This window comes from Sunxiuqinia dokdonensis (assembly GCF_001270965.1).
Taxonomy (GTDB): Bacteria; Bacteroidota; Bacteroidia; order Bacteroidales; family Prolixibacteraceae; genus Sunxiuqinia; species Sunxiuqinia dokdonensis.
This window is the reverse complement of sequence record NZ_LGIA01000146.1, coordinates 34,197-52,126: the sequence shown is the minus strand read 5'-3', so window position 1 is coordinate 52,126 and position 17,930 is coordinate 34,197. Positions and strand designations below refer to the sequence as shown.

The following is a 17,930-nucleotide window of genomic DNA, read 5'->3' as shown; positions in this document are numbered from 1 at the left end:
CATGAAGCAACGAATTCTTCTTTTATCAATCCTCTCTGTTATGGTGTTGGCTAGTTGCCAATCGAAAAATGAGCCCGAAAAAATTGACCGGCATAGCGTGGTGACGCGCAGCAATGTGTTGGTTGAAGGCTTCGACTCACTGGCTTCGCTGTCTGTTGGAAATGGTGAGTTCGCCTTTACCACCGACCTGACCGGGCTGCAAACCTTCTACTCTGACTATGAAAATGGCGTACCGCTGGGAACCCAATCCAACTGGGGCTGGCATACCAACCCCAATACCGAAGGCTACGACCGCTCCGAAACGCTCAAATATTTTGAAGTGGAAGGCAGGCAAGTGCCCTACCGTCATCAATTGAAAGATGATCCGAGGGCTGAAGCAGCGTGCAACTATTTCCGCGAAAACCCGCACCGCCTGCATTTGGGAATGATTGGCCTGGTGCTGACCAATTCTGAAGGTGAAACCGCGCGATTGGAAGATATCAAACAGGCTACACATCACCTGGACATGTGGACGGGAAAAATCAGCAGTTCGTTTGAGTTTGACGGGCAGCCGGTAAACGTTGAGGTTTATTGTCATCAGGATCAGGACCAGATTTCAGCTAGAATTGAATCGCCCCTGATTGCTGAAGGAAAACTGGCGGTGCAATGGAAATTCCCGTTTGGAGTGGCCGAAAATACCCACGAAGGCTACGACTTTGATTCACCCGAAAAACACCAGTCGGTTTTAGAAGAAGTCACTTCGAATCAAGTACTCATCAATCGTACGCTGGACAACGATCAATATGAGGTCGCCATCGCGTGGAAAGGTTCCGGTTCGGTGACCAAGGCCGGTGAACATCAGTTTGTCCTTCAGCCCGGAAGTAAAGAAGTTCTTGAATTCAACTGCCTGTTTGCTCCGGAAGTTGGCGAAATGACTTTAGCCGATTTCGAGTCAACCAAAACAAACAACGAACAGGCCTGGCTAAACTATTGGGAAAACGGTGGTATCGTTGATTTCACTGAATGTACCGATCCCCGGGCTCAGGAGTTGGAGCGACGCACAATCTTGTCGCAATATCTGATCAAAATACAAAGTACCGGTTCCTTGCCGCCCGCTGAAACGGGCCTGACCTATAACAGCTGGTACGGCAAATATCACCTGGAAATGCACTGGTGGCACATCGCCCATTTTCCGCAGTGGAACCGGGCACACCTCATCGAAAAACAACTGGACTATTACAACGACTTATACGAGCAGGCCCGGCAAACCGCGCAAGATCAAGGGTACCAAGGCGTGCGTTGGCAGAAAATGCTGGGGCCCGATGGCGAGAACAGTCCTTCGTCGGTTGGTTCCTACCTGGTTTGGCAGCAGCCGCACATCATCTGGTTTGCCGAGCAAATGTATCAGGCTGATCCAACGGAAGAAACCTTGAACAAATACAAAGACCTGGTTTTTGCCACGGCAGCTTTTATGGGCGACTTTCCGGTTTGGAACGAGGAAAAGCAACAGTACGATCTGGCACCGCCGCTTATTCCGGCGCAGGAGCATTGGTCGCGCGAAACCACGACCAACCCGCCATTTGAGCTGCCCTATTGGTACTGGGGACTGACCACCGCCCGGAAGTGGCAGGATCGTTTGCAACTGGAACCGGATGGCCAATGGGAGGATGTCCGGCTTAAACTGGCAGCTCCCGATCAGGCTGATGGGGTTTATTTGGGAATTGAAGGTGCAACCGAATCCTACACCGACATGGAGCTCATGGAGGACCATCCGGTGGTTTTGGGCGCTTACGGAATTTTGCCAGCCTGGGACAAACTGGATCCCGAAGTGATGCGCAACACCATGCATCGCATAGCCGAGCGATGGGACTGGCCTTCGACCTGGGGGTGGGATTACCCGATGGCAGCCATGTCGGCCGTCAGGCTGGGAGAGCCCGAACTGGCCTTGGAGTTTCTGCTGAAAGATGTTCAGAAAAACACTTATCTGCGCAACGGGCACAACTACCAAAGCGAACGCCTGCGGATTTATTTGCCGGGCAACGGCGGCCTGCTGACCACCATCGGCATGATGTGCGCCGGTTACGAAGGTTGCGAAACGGAAAACCCCGGCTTCCCCAAAGATGGCAAGTGGAAGGTGAAATGGGAAGACATTAAACCCGTGTTTTAGAGGCTCCCATGAAGGGAGTCGCAATTATAACTCTAACAACCTCTGCGGACCTCTGTGTGCAACTCTGTGAAACTCCGTGGTTAAATTTCGATATTCTAACCACAGAGTAACACAGAAAAATGGTCACAGACTTGCACTGAGTTTTGCGACACGTTTTCGCGGACCTGTTCGCATAGGAAATCTTGTTGGGAAAATGATTACGCATATTTATCGTCCTGCGAGGGGCTTTAATAATATATTTTGAACTATGAATAAGAACATGGAATTTTGTACAATTGTGAAGATCCCTTCTAGGGGATTTAGGGGGCTTTTTCTGATATTGCTATTTCCCCTTCTAGCTTTTTCCTCTCCCCAACAAAAGGAAATCCAATACCTTTCCGGAACCGACAATGAGAACACGGTGACCTGGGATTTTTATTGTACTTCGGGACGAAACAGCGGCGTGTGGAGCACCATCGAAGTGCCTTCACACTGGGAACAGCAGGGTTTTGGCGAATACGACTATGGCCGCGACTACCGGACCTATGGAAAGAAGCACAAGTTTTCGGATGAAACGGGAATCTACAAACACCGCTTTATGGTTCCGCAGGATTGGAAGGACAAAACCATTTTCATTGTTTTTGAAGGTTCAATGACCGACACCGAAGTGAAAATTAATGGCGAGTTGGCTGGTCCTATTCATCAGGGCTCGTTTTATCGCTTTCGATATGATATTTCCGATAAACTGGAAGCCAGACAGGAAAACGAACTGGAAGTCACCGTTCATAAAATGTCATCCAATCACTCCGTCAACCGGGCCGAGCGTTTTGCCGACTACTGGATTTTTGGCGGAATTTACCGTCCGGTTTATCTTGAGGCCGTGCCCGAATCCTTTATCGACCGCGTTGCTATTAATGCCCAGGCTGACGGTAGCTTTTCGATGGATGTTTTCCCGGTCAGGCTCGAAAAGAAACAAACGATTCTGGCTGAGATATTCGATGTGGCAGGAAACCGCGTGCAGAGCTGCGAAACCAAAGCCGGTACCGGCGATTCGCTGGTCACCATGACTTGCCAGGTAGCTGAGGCCAGGCAGTGGACACCCGAGACGCCCAATCTGTATTCGGTTAAAGTGAGCCTGAAAAACGGAAACAAAACTACTTATGAGCTGAGCGAAAAATTTGGTTTTCGAACCATTGAAATCCGTGAAAGCGATGGTATTTACATCAATGGCACCAAAGTGAAAATGAAAGGCGTCAACCGCCACGTTTTTTGGCCCGAAACCGGTCGCTGTGTTAATGCCACCATCGATTTAAATGATGTTCGGCTGATTAAGGCAATGAACATGAACGCCGTGCGTTGCGCGCACTATCCGCCCGATAAGGCTTTTCTGAATTACTGCGACTCGCTGGGTTTGTTTGTGATGAACGAACTGGCTGGCTGGCAAAATGCCTACGATACCGAGTCGGGTAGCAAACTGGTTCGTGAACTGGTGATCCGCGATGTGAACCATCCGTCCATCATCTTCTGGAGCAACGGAAACGAGGGCGGAACCAACAAGGAGCTGGATGATGATTACGCCATGTATGATCCGTCGAATCGCCCGGTCATTCATGCGCACCACCGGCCCGGGAATGATTTTAATGGGGTGGATTGCAACCACTACGAAACCTATTACAGTTCAAAAAAGATATTGGAAGGCGACTTGATTTACATGCCCACCGAGTTCCTGCATGCCCAGGATGATGGCGGTGGCGCTGCTGCCCTGGCTGATTATTGGGAACTGTTTTGGCATTCGGAACGGGCAGCGGGCGGCTTTTCGTGGGTGCTGGCCGACGAAGGTTTGGTCCGCACCGATTTGGATGGCGTGATCGACGTGAACCGCGTTAATGCGCCCGACGGACTGGTTGGTCCGCACCGCGAAAAGGAAGGCAGCTTTTATGCCATGCGCGAAATTTACAGTCCGGTGAAAATTGCGCTGGACAAACTTCCGGCCGGGTTTGATGGCCGTATTCCGGTTGAAAACCGTCACCATTTTACCAACCTCGCAGACGTTCGCTTTGAGTGGCAGTTGGTGAACTTCAGCTTGCCCGAAGAGCGGGGTGTCTATCAAAAAGTCATGAAAGAAGGGAAAGCCGAAAGCCCGGACGTGCTCCCGGTTGAAAAAGGAGAATTGAAGCTGGAACTGCCCGAAGATTACCAGCAGTACGACGCTTTGTTGTTGCGTGCCTTTGCTCCTTCGGGCGACGAGATTTATTGCTGGAGCTGGAAAACCGATGGCAACACCAATGCCGTGGTGCAACTGGTTGAAAAGGAACTGAGCGAAGCGGAGAAAGAACGGCTGAAGAAGCTGAAGGCCCAGGGAATTGAGGAGGATAACATCCTGCCCATCGAGCAGCAGGCCGGCGATGATAAGCTGAGTTCGAAGGTGGAAGTGACGGAAAAAGACAGCTTGCTGACCATGAAGGCGTCCGGGATTGCGGTGACTTTCAACACGAACAGCGGGCTTTTGGTGTCGGTTCAAAACGATTTTGGACTGCCCATTCCCTTTAATAACGGTCCGGTGCTGGCGAGTGGCGAATCGGAATTGATTCGCGTTACGCATGAGGAAACAGCCCATGCCCATGTCGTGAAAATGACTTATTCGGGCGATTTGAAAGAAGTGAACTGGACGATGTACAACAGTGGCTGGCTGCAAATGGATTACGAATACCAGGTGGATGGGGGCCAATATTTTACTGGCGTCAGCTTCGATTTTCCCGAGTCGGACGTGATTGGTGCCAAGTGGCTGGGCCGCGGCCCAACGCACGTGTGGAAAAACCGGTTACAAGGAGTCACGCTGGATGTGTATGAACGTTTGTACAACAACGTATTGCCGGGTGACAACTCCTGGAACTACCCGCAGTTTAAAGGATATTACGCCGATGTATCGTGGATGGAATTCAACACCGTACATGGCAAGTTTACCGTGGTTGCCCAGGAAGACGATCTGTTTGTCCGCCTGTTCGATTTCTACGGAATCTCCGGCCCCAAAAACTACCCGGCCCTGCCAACCGGCAACATTTCCTTTTTGGATGGCATTCCGCCGATCGGAACCAAGCTGGCCATGGGCATCAGCAACGACACGAAAAGCCTCGGGCCAGCGGGTGAGCTGAACGTCATGGACAAACCCGTCAGTCGAACCTTGTATTTTTATTTCGGACTACGAAACGAGTAGGCGATGCTGAAGTTTTTGATTACCATACTATTTGCTGCATTCGTTTGGAGCGTAGGCGCGCAACCCATCGATCCTGCCCGTTGGTGGCAGGGGAAAGAGCGCGAGCTCAGGTACCAGCCCGACGGCGACGAGTTTGTCATTCACAACGGAGACAAGCGCTTTACCCGGGCGATTTACGGAACCAACACGGGCTTTCGTTTCGAAACGAGTGATTTTCCCGAATTTGGGCTGTACATGCCTTATTTGGGCGGAAGCATTTATCTCGCGATTTCTACACCCAAAGAAACTCGCTGGGTAAAAGACCTGGAATCTGTCGAGTCCCGCTTCAAATCGGGGCAGCGAACTTATATTCTGAAAGACAAGAACTTATTGGGAGAGGGCACGCTCACCATTGAGGCCGTGGCCTTGTCTGACGGTGACGGTTTGGTGGTTAGGCACACAGCCGACAAGCTGCCCGCGGGAACTAGAATCCTTTGGGTTTACGGTGGCGCCAACAACAAGCGGTATAGCCGCGAAGGCGATCTGGGGGCCGATCCGGAAGATAGTTTCTACATCAAACCGGGCAATTGCCAGGGAAATGTGTTCGAAATTACCGATCATCAGGCAACCGTTTGGTACGGACATCGGACCAAGCCGGTTTCCGATGACGAAGCCTATGAGCATCCCGAAAGCCGGAACAAGCAGAACGCTCCGTTATCGCAGGTGTATGCCGAATCAAAAAGTATGACCGGCACCTTTCCCCAGGGAACAAATATTCGCGAAGCCGATGGCAACCAAATTGATGATCTGGAACAATTGCTCCAGTCCGAGAAGTCTTCCCGCCCGGTAATCATTGCCGAATACGAAATGGATGCGGAGCCCTTTTACTTCGAATTGCACAACCCGAAGAGCCGTGCGCCTTTTGTCTACAGCGAACTGGCCGATGCTTTTAACAAAGGCACGGCTTATCGCGAAAAGATTGCTTCGACACTGAAATTACATACTCCCGATCCGTACCTGAATACGCTGGGTGGCATTTTCTCCGGGGCTGAGGATGCGGTGTGGGAAGATCCCGGCTATTTGCACGGAGCCATCGGCTGGCGCATGCCGCTTACCGGCTGGCGGGCGGCCTACCTGGCTGATTTGCTTGGGCTGCACGACCGGGCGCGAACGCACTTCAACGGCTACATCAACTCGCAGGTGACCGATGTGCAGGTGACCTTGCCGCACTTGCAGGACGAAGAGCTGAACCTGGCGCGTGCCGCCAAAACGTGGGGAACACCGATGTACAGCAATGGCTACATCTGCCGGAGCCCCAACCGGACGGATATCATGCACCACTACGACATGAACCTGGTGTTTTTCGACGAGCTGCTGTGGCACCTGAACTGGACCGGCGACATGGATTACGCCCGCGAAATCTTTCCGGCCTTGCGGCGCCACCTGGCCTGGGAGAAGAACACCTTCGACCCCGACAACGATGGCCTTTACGACGGTTATTGCAGCATTTGGGCTTCGGATGCCTTGCAGTACAACGGAGGCAAGGCCACCCACTCGTCGGCTTATAACTACCGGGCCAACAAGATGGCGGCGGAAATTGCCAAAAAATTGGGTGAAGATCCTTCACAATACGAAAAAGAGGCGGAGCTGATTCTCACAGCGATGAACCGCGAGCTTTGGATTCCGGAGAAAGGCTGGTGGGCCGAATTCAAAGATAACATGGGGCACGAAATGCGGCACGACAATGCAGCGGTGTGGACCATTTATCATGCCATTGACTCGGATGTTCACGATCCGTTCAAAGCGTACCAGGCCACACGTTACATCGATACGGAACTGACGCACATCCCGGTTTTGGCCAAAGGGCTCGAAGACACGACCAATCACGTGGTGGCCACGACCAACTGGCAGCCCTACATGTGGTCGATCAACAATGTGGCCTTTGCCGAGATCGTCCACACTTCGTTGGCCTACTGGCAAACAGGCCGGCCGGACGAAGCGTTCAAACTTTACAAAGGGGCGCTGCTCGATGCCATGTACCTGGGTTCCGGGCCGGGCAACATCACCCAGATCTCGTTTTACGATGCCGCCCGCGGAGAAACCTACCGCGATTTTGCCGATCCGGTCTCCATGGGCGTTCGGGCGCTGGTGCAGGGCATGTACGGCATTGTTCCTGACCTGATGAACAAGCGGCTGACCATCCGCCCCGGATTTCCTGCGGATTGGGATTTTGCGGAGATCGAAACCCGGAATATGGCGTATGCCTTCAAACGCGAAGGATATACCGACCGCTATACCATCAAACCAAACCTTCTGAAAAAAGATATCCAGTTATCGCTGGAAGTGAAAGCCCCACGGAGCCAGGTGCAATCCATTCGGGTGAATGGCCGCGAAACGGGCTTTGACTTGCTTGATGAAACGGTTTCGGTTCCGCGAATCCGGATTGATGCCGGCGTGGCGCCAGCTTACGAAATTGAAATCGATTGGGCTGGAGAGGAGCTGAATACCGGGAAAGTAACAGCAAAAATCGCCCGCGGCGAAACGCTTCAGTTGGAATTGCCCTTTGAAGCGGAGAAGATCTACGATCCGCAATCGGTGCTTCAAGGTGCACAAATCCGAAACGGCGTGTTGAGTGGAACGGTCTCCGCAGAAAAAGGCAACAAGACTTTGTTTGTTGAGGCTTCATCGGGCGAAATGCGCTTCTGGCTTCCGGTGGAACTGGAGGTGGTGAACCCTGTTGAAATCGCCAATCATCCGGATTCAGAATCGCTTGTTTTCGATCTGCTCAATCAGACCGATCAGCCCCTTGCCGGTGAACTTTGGGTGAATGGTAACAACATGGGGACTGTAAAAATCCCCGCTCAGGGAAAAACCAAACACGAGTTTTCGTCGCCGGTGGCCACCCTGGGGACCAATAAAATTGAAGTGAAGGTCGGAAAGAAAACGCATGAACTGCGGGCCATCAACTGGAACATCGCCAATCCGGCTGCACAGGCGTATCGTGCCGTTGCGATGGCAGACCGCTTTAACGAAAAGGTGCGCGACATCTTCGCTTACGGCAAATACCTGTCGCCGCGCTGGGAATACACCACCTTGCAGGTGCCCACGCAAGGCATGGGGCAGTGGTGCCATCCCAACGACCTGTCGGCGATTGACGACAGCGGAATCCGCTCGCTGGCTGCGGCCAACAACGGCACTTTTACCATGCCGCAGGGTATTCCGTTCGCCACTCCGGGCAGCAAGAATGCCAACAACATTGCATTCACCACTTTGTGGGATAATTATCCGGCTTCGGTTAGCCTTCCGCTCAGCGGCAAGGCTTCGAAGGCGTATTTCCTGGTGGCCGCGTCCACCTATCACATGCAGGCGTATGTGCTGAACGGCCAAATCCGGGTGGGCTACGCCGATGGTACCGAGGACGTGCTCGACCTGGTTTTGCCCGACAACCTGATTCCGCTCGATCAGGATTTGTTTATCGACAACTGGGCCTTTTACACCCGGCAGCCCCGTCCGTGGCGGGTGCGACTGAAAACCGGCGATGTGAGCAAGTACCACGCCGGCGAGTTGGGCGGACGCATGTCGAACGATCCGATTTATGTGGATGGCGGAATGGCGACTTTGCTCGATCTTCCGCTCGATCCGGACAAAGAACTGGTGTCGTTGACTTTGGAAACCATAGCCAACGAAGTGATTATTGGCTTGATGGGGGTAACCCTTGCACGATAGCATGAAACTGATCGGATGACTTCAAGTCATCCGATCAGTACACCATAGAAATTTTTACATCCTGATGGCGATAAATTTCCATCAGGAAGAAAAAATATTTTCATCGGGAAGAAAATAAATTTACATCAGGATGAAAATTTAAGCGGGTACTGATGAAAAAATTGCCCGTTCATTAAAGAAGGAATTGACCATGCAAACACGACGTCATTTTATACAACAAAGTTTGCTTGCCGGAGGGGCGCTGCTGGTGTCGGGCGGCCCCGGACTGGCAGCTTCCATTCGCGATAAAAACTATAGGGAACAAGATATCTCTGCTTTTTCGAAGCGCTTGAAACCGATGGGGCGCATACTCGAACTCGAAGGGTATTACGTTTGGGGCTGTAGCCCGATTGTGGCACCCGACGGCAAGTTTCACGTGTTTTTTTCGCGTTGGAATGCCGGGAAGGGCATGGGCGGCTGGATCAACAGTTCAGAGATTGCACATGCCGTGGCTGATGAGGCGGCGGGCCCTTACCGCAACGTAGAAACCATTCTGGCCCCGCGTGGTGAAGGTTTTTGGGATGGCACCACTTGTCACAACCCACATATCCAGTTGGTTGACGGCACCTATTGCCTGTTTTATATCGGCAATTCGAATCGGAAAACAAATACCAAGCGTATCGGGCTGGCAACCGCCAACTCGCTCAATGGCCCGTGGAAACGGCCGGACAAACCACTGCTGGAGGCAGGACCGGAAGGGGCCTGGGATGATCATTGCACCTCGAATCCTTCCTTTCTGAAACATCCAAACGGACAATATTGGCTGTATTACAAAGGCTGGAACAACGAAGAATATGAAAATCCGGTGGATCCGGCCATTCGCGGAAACCGCAAATACGGACTGGCGATAGCCGAACAGCTGGAAGGGCCGTACGTTCGCTATGCCGAAAATCCCATCATCGACTATTCGGCCTTGGGCAACAACCGCCAGTTGGAAGATGGCAATGTGTTTCGCGAGAACGGGAAGTTCTACATGCTGGCGCGCGATATGGGGCGTTTCGACCATGAGGTAGGCATCATTCTGGAGTCGGACGATGGGATCCATTGGTCTGAACCCAAAATCAGCTATTTCGGGGTGTCGCATTACATCAACCAGCCACCAAAGCCAAAACATTTGAGTAAGTACGGCCGGTTTGAGCGGCCCCAAGTTTTGATGCAGCATGGAAAACCCACGCACCTGTTTGTCACCACGCAAGGCGGAAAATATTGGACATCCACTCCTTTTGTTTTTGAAATTGAAGCGGATGCACATAAGTAAGATATATTGATCGGATGACTCAAAGTCATCCGATCAATAAAAAGATAAACGAAAACGCTTTTGAAATGATAAAATTGATCAGCTTTTTATTGATGACTTGCCTATTGGCTTTCGGGAAAACAAACGCAAACGCCAAGCCTACCATTTATACGATTGGCGATTCAACCGTAAAAAACGGGCGGGGTGATGGCTCCGGTGGCCTTTGGGGCTGGGGTGATCCCTTGGTGCAGTTTTTTGATACCAGCCGGGTTGAGGTGGAAAACCATGCCCTGGGCGGAACAAGCAGCCGCACCTTTCGCACCAAAGGACTGTGGCAACCTGTGCTGGAAAGGCTTCAGCCGGGCGATTATGTGCTGATGCAGTTCGGCCATAACGATGCCGGCCCAATCAACGACGACTTCCGGGCGCGCGGCACGATCAAGGGCGTTGGCGATGAGTCGGAGGAAATCGACAACCTGCTTACCGGTGAGCACGAGGTGGTGCACAGCTATGGCTGGTACCTCCGTCAGTATATTCAGGAAGCCAAAGCGAAAGGGGCCATTCCGGTGGTCATGTCGCCCATTCCGCGTAACAGTTGGAAGGATGGCCGGGTGCCGCGCAACGATCAAAGTTATGGCTTGTGGGCCAAAGAGGTGGCCTTGGCCGAAGGCGTTGAATTCATCAACTTAAACGAAAAAATGGCCTCGGCCATGGAAAAGCTGGGCGAAGCGCAGGTGACGGGCAATTTGTTCTTTGAGCACGATCACACGCACACTTCGGCAAAAGGAGCGGTGCTGGCGGCTGCGCTGATTGTGGAGGGCCTGCGCGAGGCTGAGAACTGCCCGCTGAAAGACTTCCTGTTGGAAAATCCAACCATCAACTTCCCCGAAAAAAAGAAGGTCTTTTTGATTGGCGATTCGACCGTGGCTGGCGGCAGTGGCGAAATTGTCGGTTGGGGGCGCGAACTGCCAGCCTTTTTTGACAGCAGCCGGGTAGAAACCATCAACAAAGCCCGTGGTGGGCGCAGCAGCCGTACTTTTCTGTACGAAGGTTTGTGGGATGAACTTGTTCCGCAACTGGGCAGGGGCGATTTTGTGCTGATGCAGTTTGGCCACAACGATGGCGGCAATATCGACAAAGCCAAATACCGGGGTTCGCTCCGGGGGACTGGCAATGAAACGCAGGAAGTAACCCGTGAGGATGGCTCCAAGGAAACGGTGCACACTTATGGCTGGTATATGAAAAAGTACATCGCTGATGCGCAGGCCAAAGGGGCGATCCCGATTGTCGTTTCCATGATTCCGCGTAACAGGTGGAAGGACGGGAAAGTGGAACGAGCTTCGGACAGTTACGGCAAATGGGCCAGGGAAGTGGCCGAACAAACCGGTGCTTTCTTTATTGATTTGAATGAAGCCGTGGCTGCCGAATACGAAGCAATGGGAGCGGAGGCAGTCAGCGCGTTCTTCCCGGACGATCATACGCACACCAATTCCGCGGGTGCCCTGCTGAATGCGAAAATCCTGGCGCAGCAAATCGCACGAATCAAGGAATGTCCCTTGCGGGGAGCGGTTAGTGTCAGTGGGCAGTCGCATTGATCAGTATTCAGTCACAGTCCCAGTGAACAGTCCCAGTGATCCAGTATCAAGGATCATCAGCAATCCAGTTAGTAACTAATATCCAATAACCAATGACCAATTTAAAATTATTTCTAATCCTGTTCTTACTCGCTGGCTTAACCGCTTCGGCCCAACGCCAGATGGAGCATCTGTCGCGTGGGCTGGTGGCTGTGCAGGCAGGCAAAGACAGCATTTTTGTAAGCTGGCGCCTGCTGCATTCCGATGCCGAAGACGTGGCTTTCAACGTTTATCGGCAGTCTGAAAATGGTGAAGAAGTTCTGTTGAATGACAAACCTGTAACTGATGCGACCTCGCTGATGGATGTTGCCAGCTTGCCCAATGGGATCTACACCTACCTGGTAAAACCTGTCGGTAGTGGAACTGAATCCGAGCCTGATGGTTCCTATCGACTGGTGAAAACCGACGAAGTGCAGCCCTGGCTCACCATTCCCCTGCAAACACCCGAACGGTACTCGCCCGGCGATATCGCTCCCGGCGACTTGGATGGCGACGGCGATTATGAGTTGGTAGTGCATATGACCGGCCGCGGGCGCGACAACAGCCACAAGGGCATGACCTCTGAGCCGGTTTTTCATGCTTACAAGCAGGACGGCACTTTGTTGTGGAGCATCAATTTGGGCAAGAATATCCGCGAGGGCGCTCATTATACCCAGTTTTTGGTGTATGATTTTGATGGCGATGGCCGCGCCGAAGTGGCCATGAAAACAGCAGACGGCACCGTTGATGGCACCGGGAAAGTGATTGGCGATGCCTCGGCCGACCACCGGAATCAGGACGGGCACATTTTGCGTGGGCCGGAGTTTCTCACCGTGTTTGACGGACTGACCGGAGCGGCATTGACTACCGTGCCTTATCAGGCTGGCCGTCACCCCGAGAAAGAAAATCCAACGCCCGAAGAGTTGAAAGCGACTTGGGGTGACAACTATGGCAATCGCTCGGAGCGTTACCTGGCCTGCGTGGCTTACCTCGACGGCGAGCGTCCGTCAATCGTCATGTGCCGGGGCTACTACACCCGGGCGACTTTGGCTGCCTACGACTGGCGCGACGGAAAACTCACCCAACGCTGGCTGTTCGACAGTGACGACGGCACGCCCGGCAATCGTGCTTATCGAGGGCAAGGCAACCACAGCGTGAGCGTAGGCGATGTAGATGGTGATGGCTGCGATGAGATTATTTATGGAGCTGCGGCCATTGACCACGACGGCACGGGCCTTTATTCAACGGGGCTGGGGCATGGCGATGCGCTGCATCTTTCGGATTTGGACCCTTCGCGCCCCGGTTTGGAGGTTTTTACCATTCAGGAACGCTTTGACGATGCTGGAATGAGCTTTCGCGATGCAGAAACGGGTGAGATTTTGTGGAAAGTTGCATCGGTAAAGGCAGCTGATTCGGGTGGTGACAAAGGAGAAGGGCCCGGCCGCGGAGTTTCTTTCAATATCGATCCGCGCCATCCGGGAAACGAGTGCTGGGTTTTTGGAGCAGGCATCAGTGGTTTGTGGAATGCGCAAGGCGAGAAAATCTCGGAAACCAGGCCGCGCAGTTGCAACTTTGCGGTGTGGTGGGATGGTGACTTGCTTCGCGAGCTGCTTGACAGAAACCGGGTCATGAAGTGGGACTGGCAAAACGAGACCCTCACCAACTTATTGGTAGCCGACGGTTGCCAGAGCAATAACGGCTCCAAGTCAACGCCGGCCTTAAGCGCCGACCTGTTTGGCGACTGGCGGGAGGAAGTGGTCCTGCGTACAGAAGACAACCAATCGTTACGGATTTATACCACCACCATTCCTACGCAGCACCGCTTGGTTACCCTGATGCACGACCCCATTTACCGGTTGAGCATTGCCTGGCAGAATGTGGCCTATAACCAACCACCTCATCCCGGATTTTATATTGGAGAGGATATGGAACAGCCTGAAAAGCCCCGGTTGAACCTGATTAAATTTCATCCGGAATCGATCACCAAGAAGAACTCAAAATGAACTGTTTTTATAAGAAAGAAGCTAATCGGATTTAAAAGAGCAAAATAAGCAGTTAAAAGCAACGCAAAAACAAATTACTTATGAACTGTCAATTCTGGAAACAAATCACATTGAGCAGCCTGGTGTTACTCGGGTTGAACCTTGCCGGGGCACTGGCTCAGAAAGTTACTGACTCAACAACTCCACTACACTTGCTACAGCCTGAATATGATACGCCTTATGGAAAGCCCGATGTGAAGGCAATCGAAGAAGTTCTGGAACGGGTGCATGATTACCTGGAATCCACAACGCCGATGAAACTGATTGATCGGGCGTCAGGAGCGGAGTTGGATGACTTCAATGAAATCGACGAAAATACGATTTTTAAACCAGGCGACTATCGTTTGATCAGTTACGAGTGGGGCGTCACTTATGCCGGGATGCTTCTGGCTGCAGAAAGCACAGGCGACAAGCGCTATGCGGACTACACTCATAACCGCCTGCGATTTTTGGAAAGTATCCGTCCGCATTTTCTGGAATTGGAGAAAGAGCAGGCAGGAGTGAAACATGCCATGTACTCGGTCATTCACCCCCATGCGCTGGATGATGCCGGCGCCATGTGTGCGGCCATGATTAAAGCCAAACGTGCCGGATTGGATGCTGACCTTGATCCGATGATTTCAAATTTCATTGATTACATCAGCAACAAACAATTCCGGTTTGATGATGGCACCATGGCCCGCAACCGGCCGCAACCCAACTCGCTGTGGTTGGACGACTTGTTTATGAGTGTGCCGGCCCTGGCGCAAATGGGTAAGTATACAGGCGAGAATAATTATTACGACGATGCGGTGAAGCAAGTGCTGCAGTTTTCGAAGCGCATGTTCAATTACGAAAAAGGGCTGTACATGCATGGCTGGATCATGGGCATGGAAGAGCATCCCGAATTTTATTGGGGCCGCGCCAACGGCTGGGCGGTGATGACGATGGTGGAACTGCTGGAGGTTTTGCCGGCTGATTACCCTGGTCGCGACCAGGTGCTTGACTTATTGCAACGGCACCTGCGCGGCTTGGCCAATTACCAGTCGGGGCAGGGATTTTGGCACCAACTGCTCGACCGGAATGATTCGTACCTGGAAACATCGGCCACCGCCATTTACACTTATGCCATGGCCCGCGCCATCAACCGCGGTTATGTCGATGGCAAAGTTTATGGGCCTGTGGCTTGTTTGGCCTGGAATGCTGTGGCCACCAAGGTGAATGAAAAAGGACAGGTGGAAGGTACCTGTGTTGGAACTGGCATGGGCTTCGACCCGGCATTCTATTATTACCGTCCGGTGAATGTTTATGCAGCCCATAGTTATGGACCGGTTTTGCTGGCCGGCGCCGAAATGATTGAGCTGGTTAAATCGAATGAAATCAGAATAAACGACAGCTCGCTGCAGTTCTACGATCATCAGAATGAAGAAACAACAGGTTGGAAGTTTGATTTAGGCTCTGGAACTTTAAAAGAAGGGTTTATCCAGGTGGATGAGCACTCGCTTTACAGCGCTGAAAGAGGCTTTGGATTCGTCACTGAAAAGCGTTTGAAATCGGTGAAAAGCGATGGAGAAGATGAGCTGAATAGTGATTTTATCACCAGCGATCGTCCCTTTTACTTTGCGGTTGACGTACCCGAAGGACGGTATAAAATAACGCTGACCTTAGGCGATCCCAGCGGGGAATCTGCCACAACAGTTAAGGCCGAATCGCGCCGGTTGATGCTTGAGAATATTCGAACCCGAAAAGGCGAAGTAGTGACTAAAACCGTGGTGGTGGATGTGCGTACGCCCCGAATCAATGCCACTGAAGAAATTCGCAGGAAATCACGGGAAATGACTTATTTGAATTGGGACGACAAACTCACCCTCGAATTCAACGGACCGAAACCTTGTGTTTCCTCCATTGAGATTGAACCGGCAAACGACTTGCCGGTGATCTTTCTGGCCGGAAACTCAACGGTTGTTGATCAGGAACATGAGCCCTGGGCGTCGTGGGGACAAATGTTTCCACGCTTTTTAAAGCCGGAGATTGTCGTGGCCAATTATGCGGAATCAGGGGAAACACTGAAAGCTTTTCAGCGGGAAAAACGCCTGCAAAAAATACTGAGCGTGATGAAACCGGGCGATTACCTTTTTATGGAGTTTGCCCACAATGATCAGAAACCGGGCGGAAACCATGTGGAGCCGTTCACCACTTACCAGGATGAGCTGAGGAATTTTATCAGCGAAGCCAGAAAGCGCGGTGCGCATCCGGTTTTGGTGACTTCGACCAATCGCCGAAAATTTGACGAGCAGGGAAAAATTGTGAATACGCTTGATGATTATCCCGAAGCCATGCGCCAGTTGGCGAAAGCTGACAACCTTCCGTTAATTGACCTGAATGCCATGAGCAAACAGCTTTATGAGGCACTGGGTGTGGAAGACTCGAAAAAGGCGTTCGTGCATTATCCGGCCAACACCTATCCCGGACAGGATAAGGCCCTTGCCGACAATACGCATTTTAGTACTTACGGGGCGTATGAATTGGCGAAGTGTGTCGTTCAGGGTATTCAGGACAACAAGATGGCGTTGGCCGATTATGTGGTGAGTGATTTTGATGGTTTTGATCCATCAATACCAGATGATTGGAAAAGCTTTTTTTGGCCCGAAAGTCCGTCAGCCGAAGTTGCCAAGCCCGATGGTAATTAATAGTTCCCGGCAGATCGGTTAAAAAAACAGGAGAGATATTAGGAATCGAAATGAATCATAAATGTTCTAAAATCAAAATGATATGAATAAGTTAATTGCGATGTTGCTGTTGGCGTTTGTGGGTTTGTCTGCATGTGCCAATAAACTTCCTTCCAAGGAAGAGATCATGGATAAAATGGTATTGACGAATGCCTATTTGATGAAAAAATGGCCCGACCCGGGCGTGAATGTCATTACCAACCGGGAGCGTCCGAGTAACCTGTGGACCCGTGCGGTCTATTACGAAGGCTTGATGGCTTTGTATGCGCTAAATCCGGATCAGAAGTATTACGATTACGCCGTTACCTGGGGAGAAGCACACAACTGGGGATTACGCAATGGGGTAGAAACCCGCCACGCGGATAACCATTGTGCCGGCCAAACTTACCTCGATTTGTACGAAATGGATGCCCAACCCGAGCGGATCCGGGATATTAAGGCTTCGATCGATTTGATGATGGAAACCGAAAAGATTGATGATTGGGACTGGATTGACGCCCTGCAAATGGCGATGCCGGTTTTTGCCAAACTGAGTGTGATAACCGGCGATCAAAGCTATTCGCAGCGCATGTACGATATGTACATGGATACGAAAGTCGCCCAGGGCTTGTGGAATCCCGAAGACCAGCTTTGGTGGCGCGATAAGGACTTTTTGCCACCGTATCAGGAACCGAATGGTGAAGATTGCTATTGGTCGCGTGGGAATGGCTGGGTGGTTGCTGCACTGGTGCGTGTGCTCGAAATTCTGCCTGAAGATGACCCTCATCGCGACGAATATCAAAACACTTTGTTACAAATGCTCGAAGCACTGGTTCCGCTGCAGCGCGAAGATGGTTTTTGGAGCGTTAGTCTGCACGATCCCAGCCATTTTGAAGGCCCTGAGACTTCAGGAACAGCTTTGTTTGTATACGGCATGGCCTGGTGCGTCAATCAAGGGCTGCTGAAGGAAAAGAAGTATAAGCCCATCATCACCAAAGCCTGGAATGCCATGGTAAACGATGCCGTTCACCCCAACGGGTTTTTAGGCTACTTGCAGGGAACCGGGAAAGAGCCCAAGGATGGGCAGCCGGTGACTTACACCTCCAAACCCGATTTTGAAGACTACGGCCTCGGCTGTTTCTTACTGGCTGGAAGCGAAGTGTACCGAATGGCGAAATAGTCGCAAATAGCACAAAGTTAAAGGAAACTCCGGGGGCTTTTATTCCCGGAGTTTCTTACCTTTCGTTTACGATTGGTCGATCGTAGTT

8 protein-coding genes are annotated in these 17,930 nt (G+C 51.8%); all 8 read left to right on the top strand.

All coding sequences use genetic code 11. From position 1 onward, the window contains the following. Position 1: 1 nt before the first annotated feature. The 8 genes from NC99_RS08715 (at position 2) to NC99_RS08680 (ending at position 17,842) form a co-directional block, all read left to right on the top strand. On the top strand, positions 2-2,146 hold the full coding sequence (locus tag NC99_RS08715; RefSeq protein WP_053182389.1) for a hypothetical protein: 2,145 nt from the start codon (positions 2-4) through the stop codon (positions 2,144-2,146). 247 nt (positions 2,147-2,393) lie between these two features. Continuing rightward, positions 2,394-5,339, top strand: coding sequence for a glycoside hydrolase family 2 (locus NC99_RS08710; protein ID WP_053182387.1), 2,946 nt, complete (start codon positions 2,394-2,396; stop codon positions 5,337-5,339). Between the two features lie 3 nt (positions 5,340-5,342). Beyond that, a complete protein-coding gene (locus NC99_RS08705) occupies positions 5,343-9,044 on the top strand; it encodes a DUF4450 domain-containing protein (RefSeq protein WP_082326389.1) in 3,702 nt (1,233 codons plus the stop codon). A 190-nt stretch (positions 9,045-9,234) separates the two neighbouring features. Beyond that, a complete protein-coding gene (locus NC99_RS08700; RefSeq protein ID WP_082326388.1) occupies positions 9,235-10,341 on the top strand; it encodes a glycoside hydrolase family protein in 1,107 nt (368 codons plus the stop codon). A gap of 65 nt (positions 10,342-10,406) precedes the next feature. Beyond that, positions 10,407-11,915, top strand: coding sequence for a rhamnogalacturonan acetylesterase (locus NC99_RS08695; RefSeq protein ID WP_053182412.1), 1,509 nt, complete (start codon positions 10,407-10,409; stop codon positions 11,913-11,915). A 92-nt stretch (positions 11,916-12,007) separates the two neighbouring features. Then, complete coding sequence (locus tag NC99_RS08690) at positions 12,008-13,936, top strand: rhamnogalacturonan lyase (RefSeq protein ID WP_053182385.1); 1,929 nt, start codon at positions 12,008-12,010, stop codon at positions 13,934-13,936. A gap of 80 nt (positions 13,937-14,016) precedes the next feature. Continuing rightward, on the top strand, positions 14,017-16,644 hold the full coding sequence (locus NC99_RS22325; RefSeq protein ID WP_082326387.1) for a glycoside hydrolase family 88 protein: 2,628 nt from the start codon (positions 14,017-14,019) through the stop codon (positions 16,642-16,644). An 82-nt stretch (positions 16,645-16,726) separates the two neighbouring features. Next, on the top strand, positions 16,727-17,842 hold the full coding sequence (locus tag NC99_RS08680) for a glycoside hydrolase family 88/105 protein (RefSeq protein WP_053182382.1): 1,116 nt from the start codon (positions 16,727-16,729) through the stop codon (positions 17,840-17,842). Positions 17,843-17,930 lie beyond the last annotated feature (88 nt).

Coding starts and splice junctions, on each gene's coding strand:
- NC99_RS08680 (WP_053182382.1), top strand. CDS start 16,727: ATGAATAAGTTAATTGCGATGTTGCTGTTGGCGTTTGTGGGTTTGTCT.
- NC99_RS08705 (WP_082326389.1), top strand. CDS start 5,343: ATGCTGAAGTTTTTGATTACCATACTATTTGCTGCATTCGTTTGGAGC.
- NC99_RS08710 (WP_053182387.1), top strand. CDS start 2,394: ATGAATAAGAACATGGAATTTTGTACAATTGTGAAGATCCCTTCTAGG.
- NC99_RS08695 (WP_053182412.1), top strand. CDS start 10,407: ATGATAAAATTGATCAGCTTTTTATTGATGACTTGCCTATTGGCTTTC.
- NC99_RS08700 (WP_082326388.1), top strand. CDS start 9,235: ATGCAAACACGACGTCATTTTATACAACAAAGTTTGCTTGCCGGAGGG.
- NC99_RS08715 (WP_053182389.1), top strand. CDS start 2: ATGAAGCAACGAATTCTTCTTTTATCAATCCTCTCTGTTATGGTGTTG.
- NC99_RS08690 (WP_053182385.1), top strand. CDS start 12,008: ATGACCAATTTAAAATTATTTCTAATCCTGTTCTTACTCGCTGGCTTA.
- NC99_RS22325 (WP_082326387.1), top strand. CDS start 14,017: ATGAACTGTCAATTCTGGAAACAAATCACATTGAGCAGCCTGGTGTTA.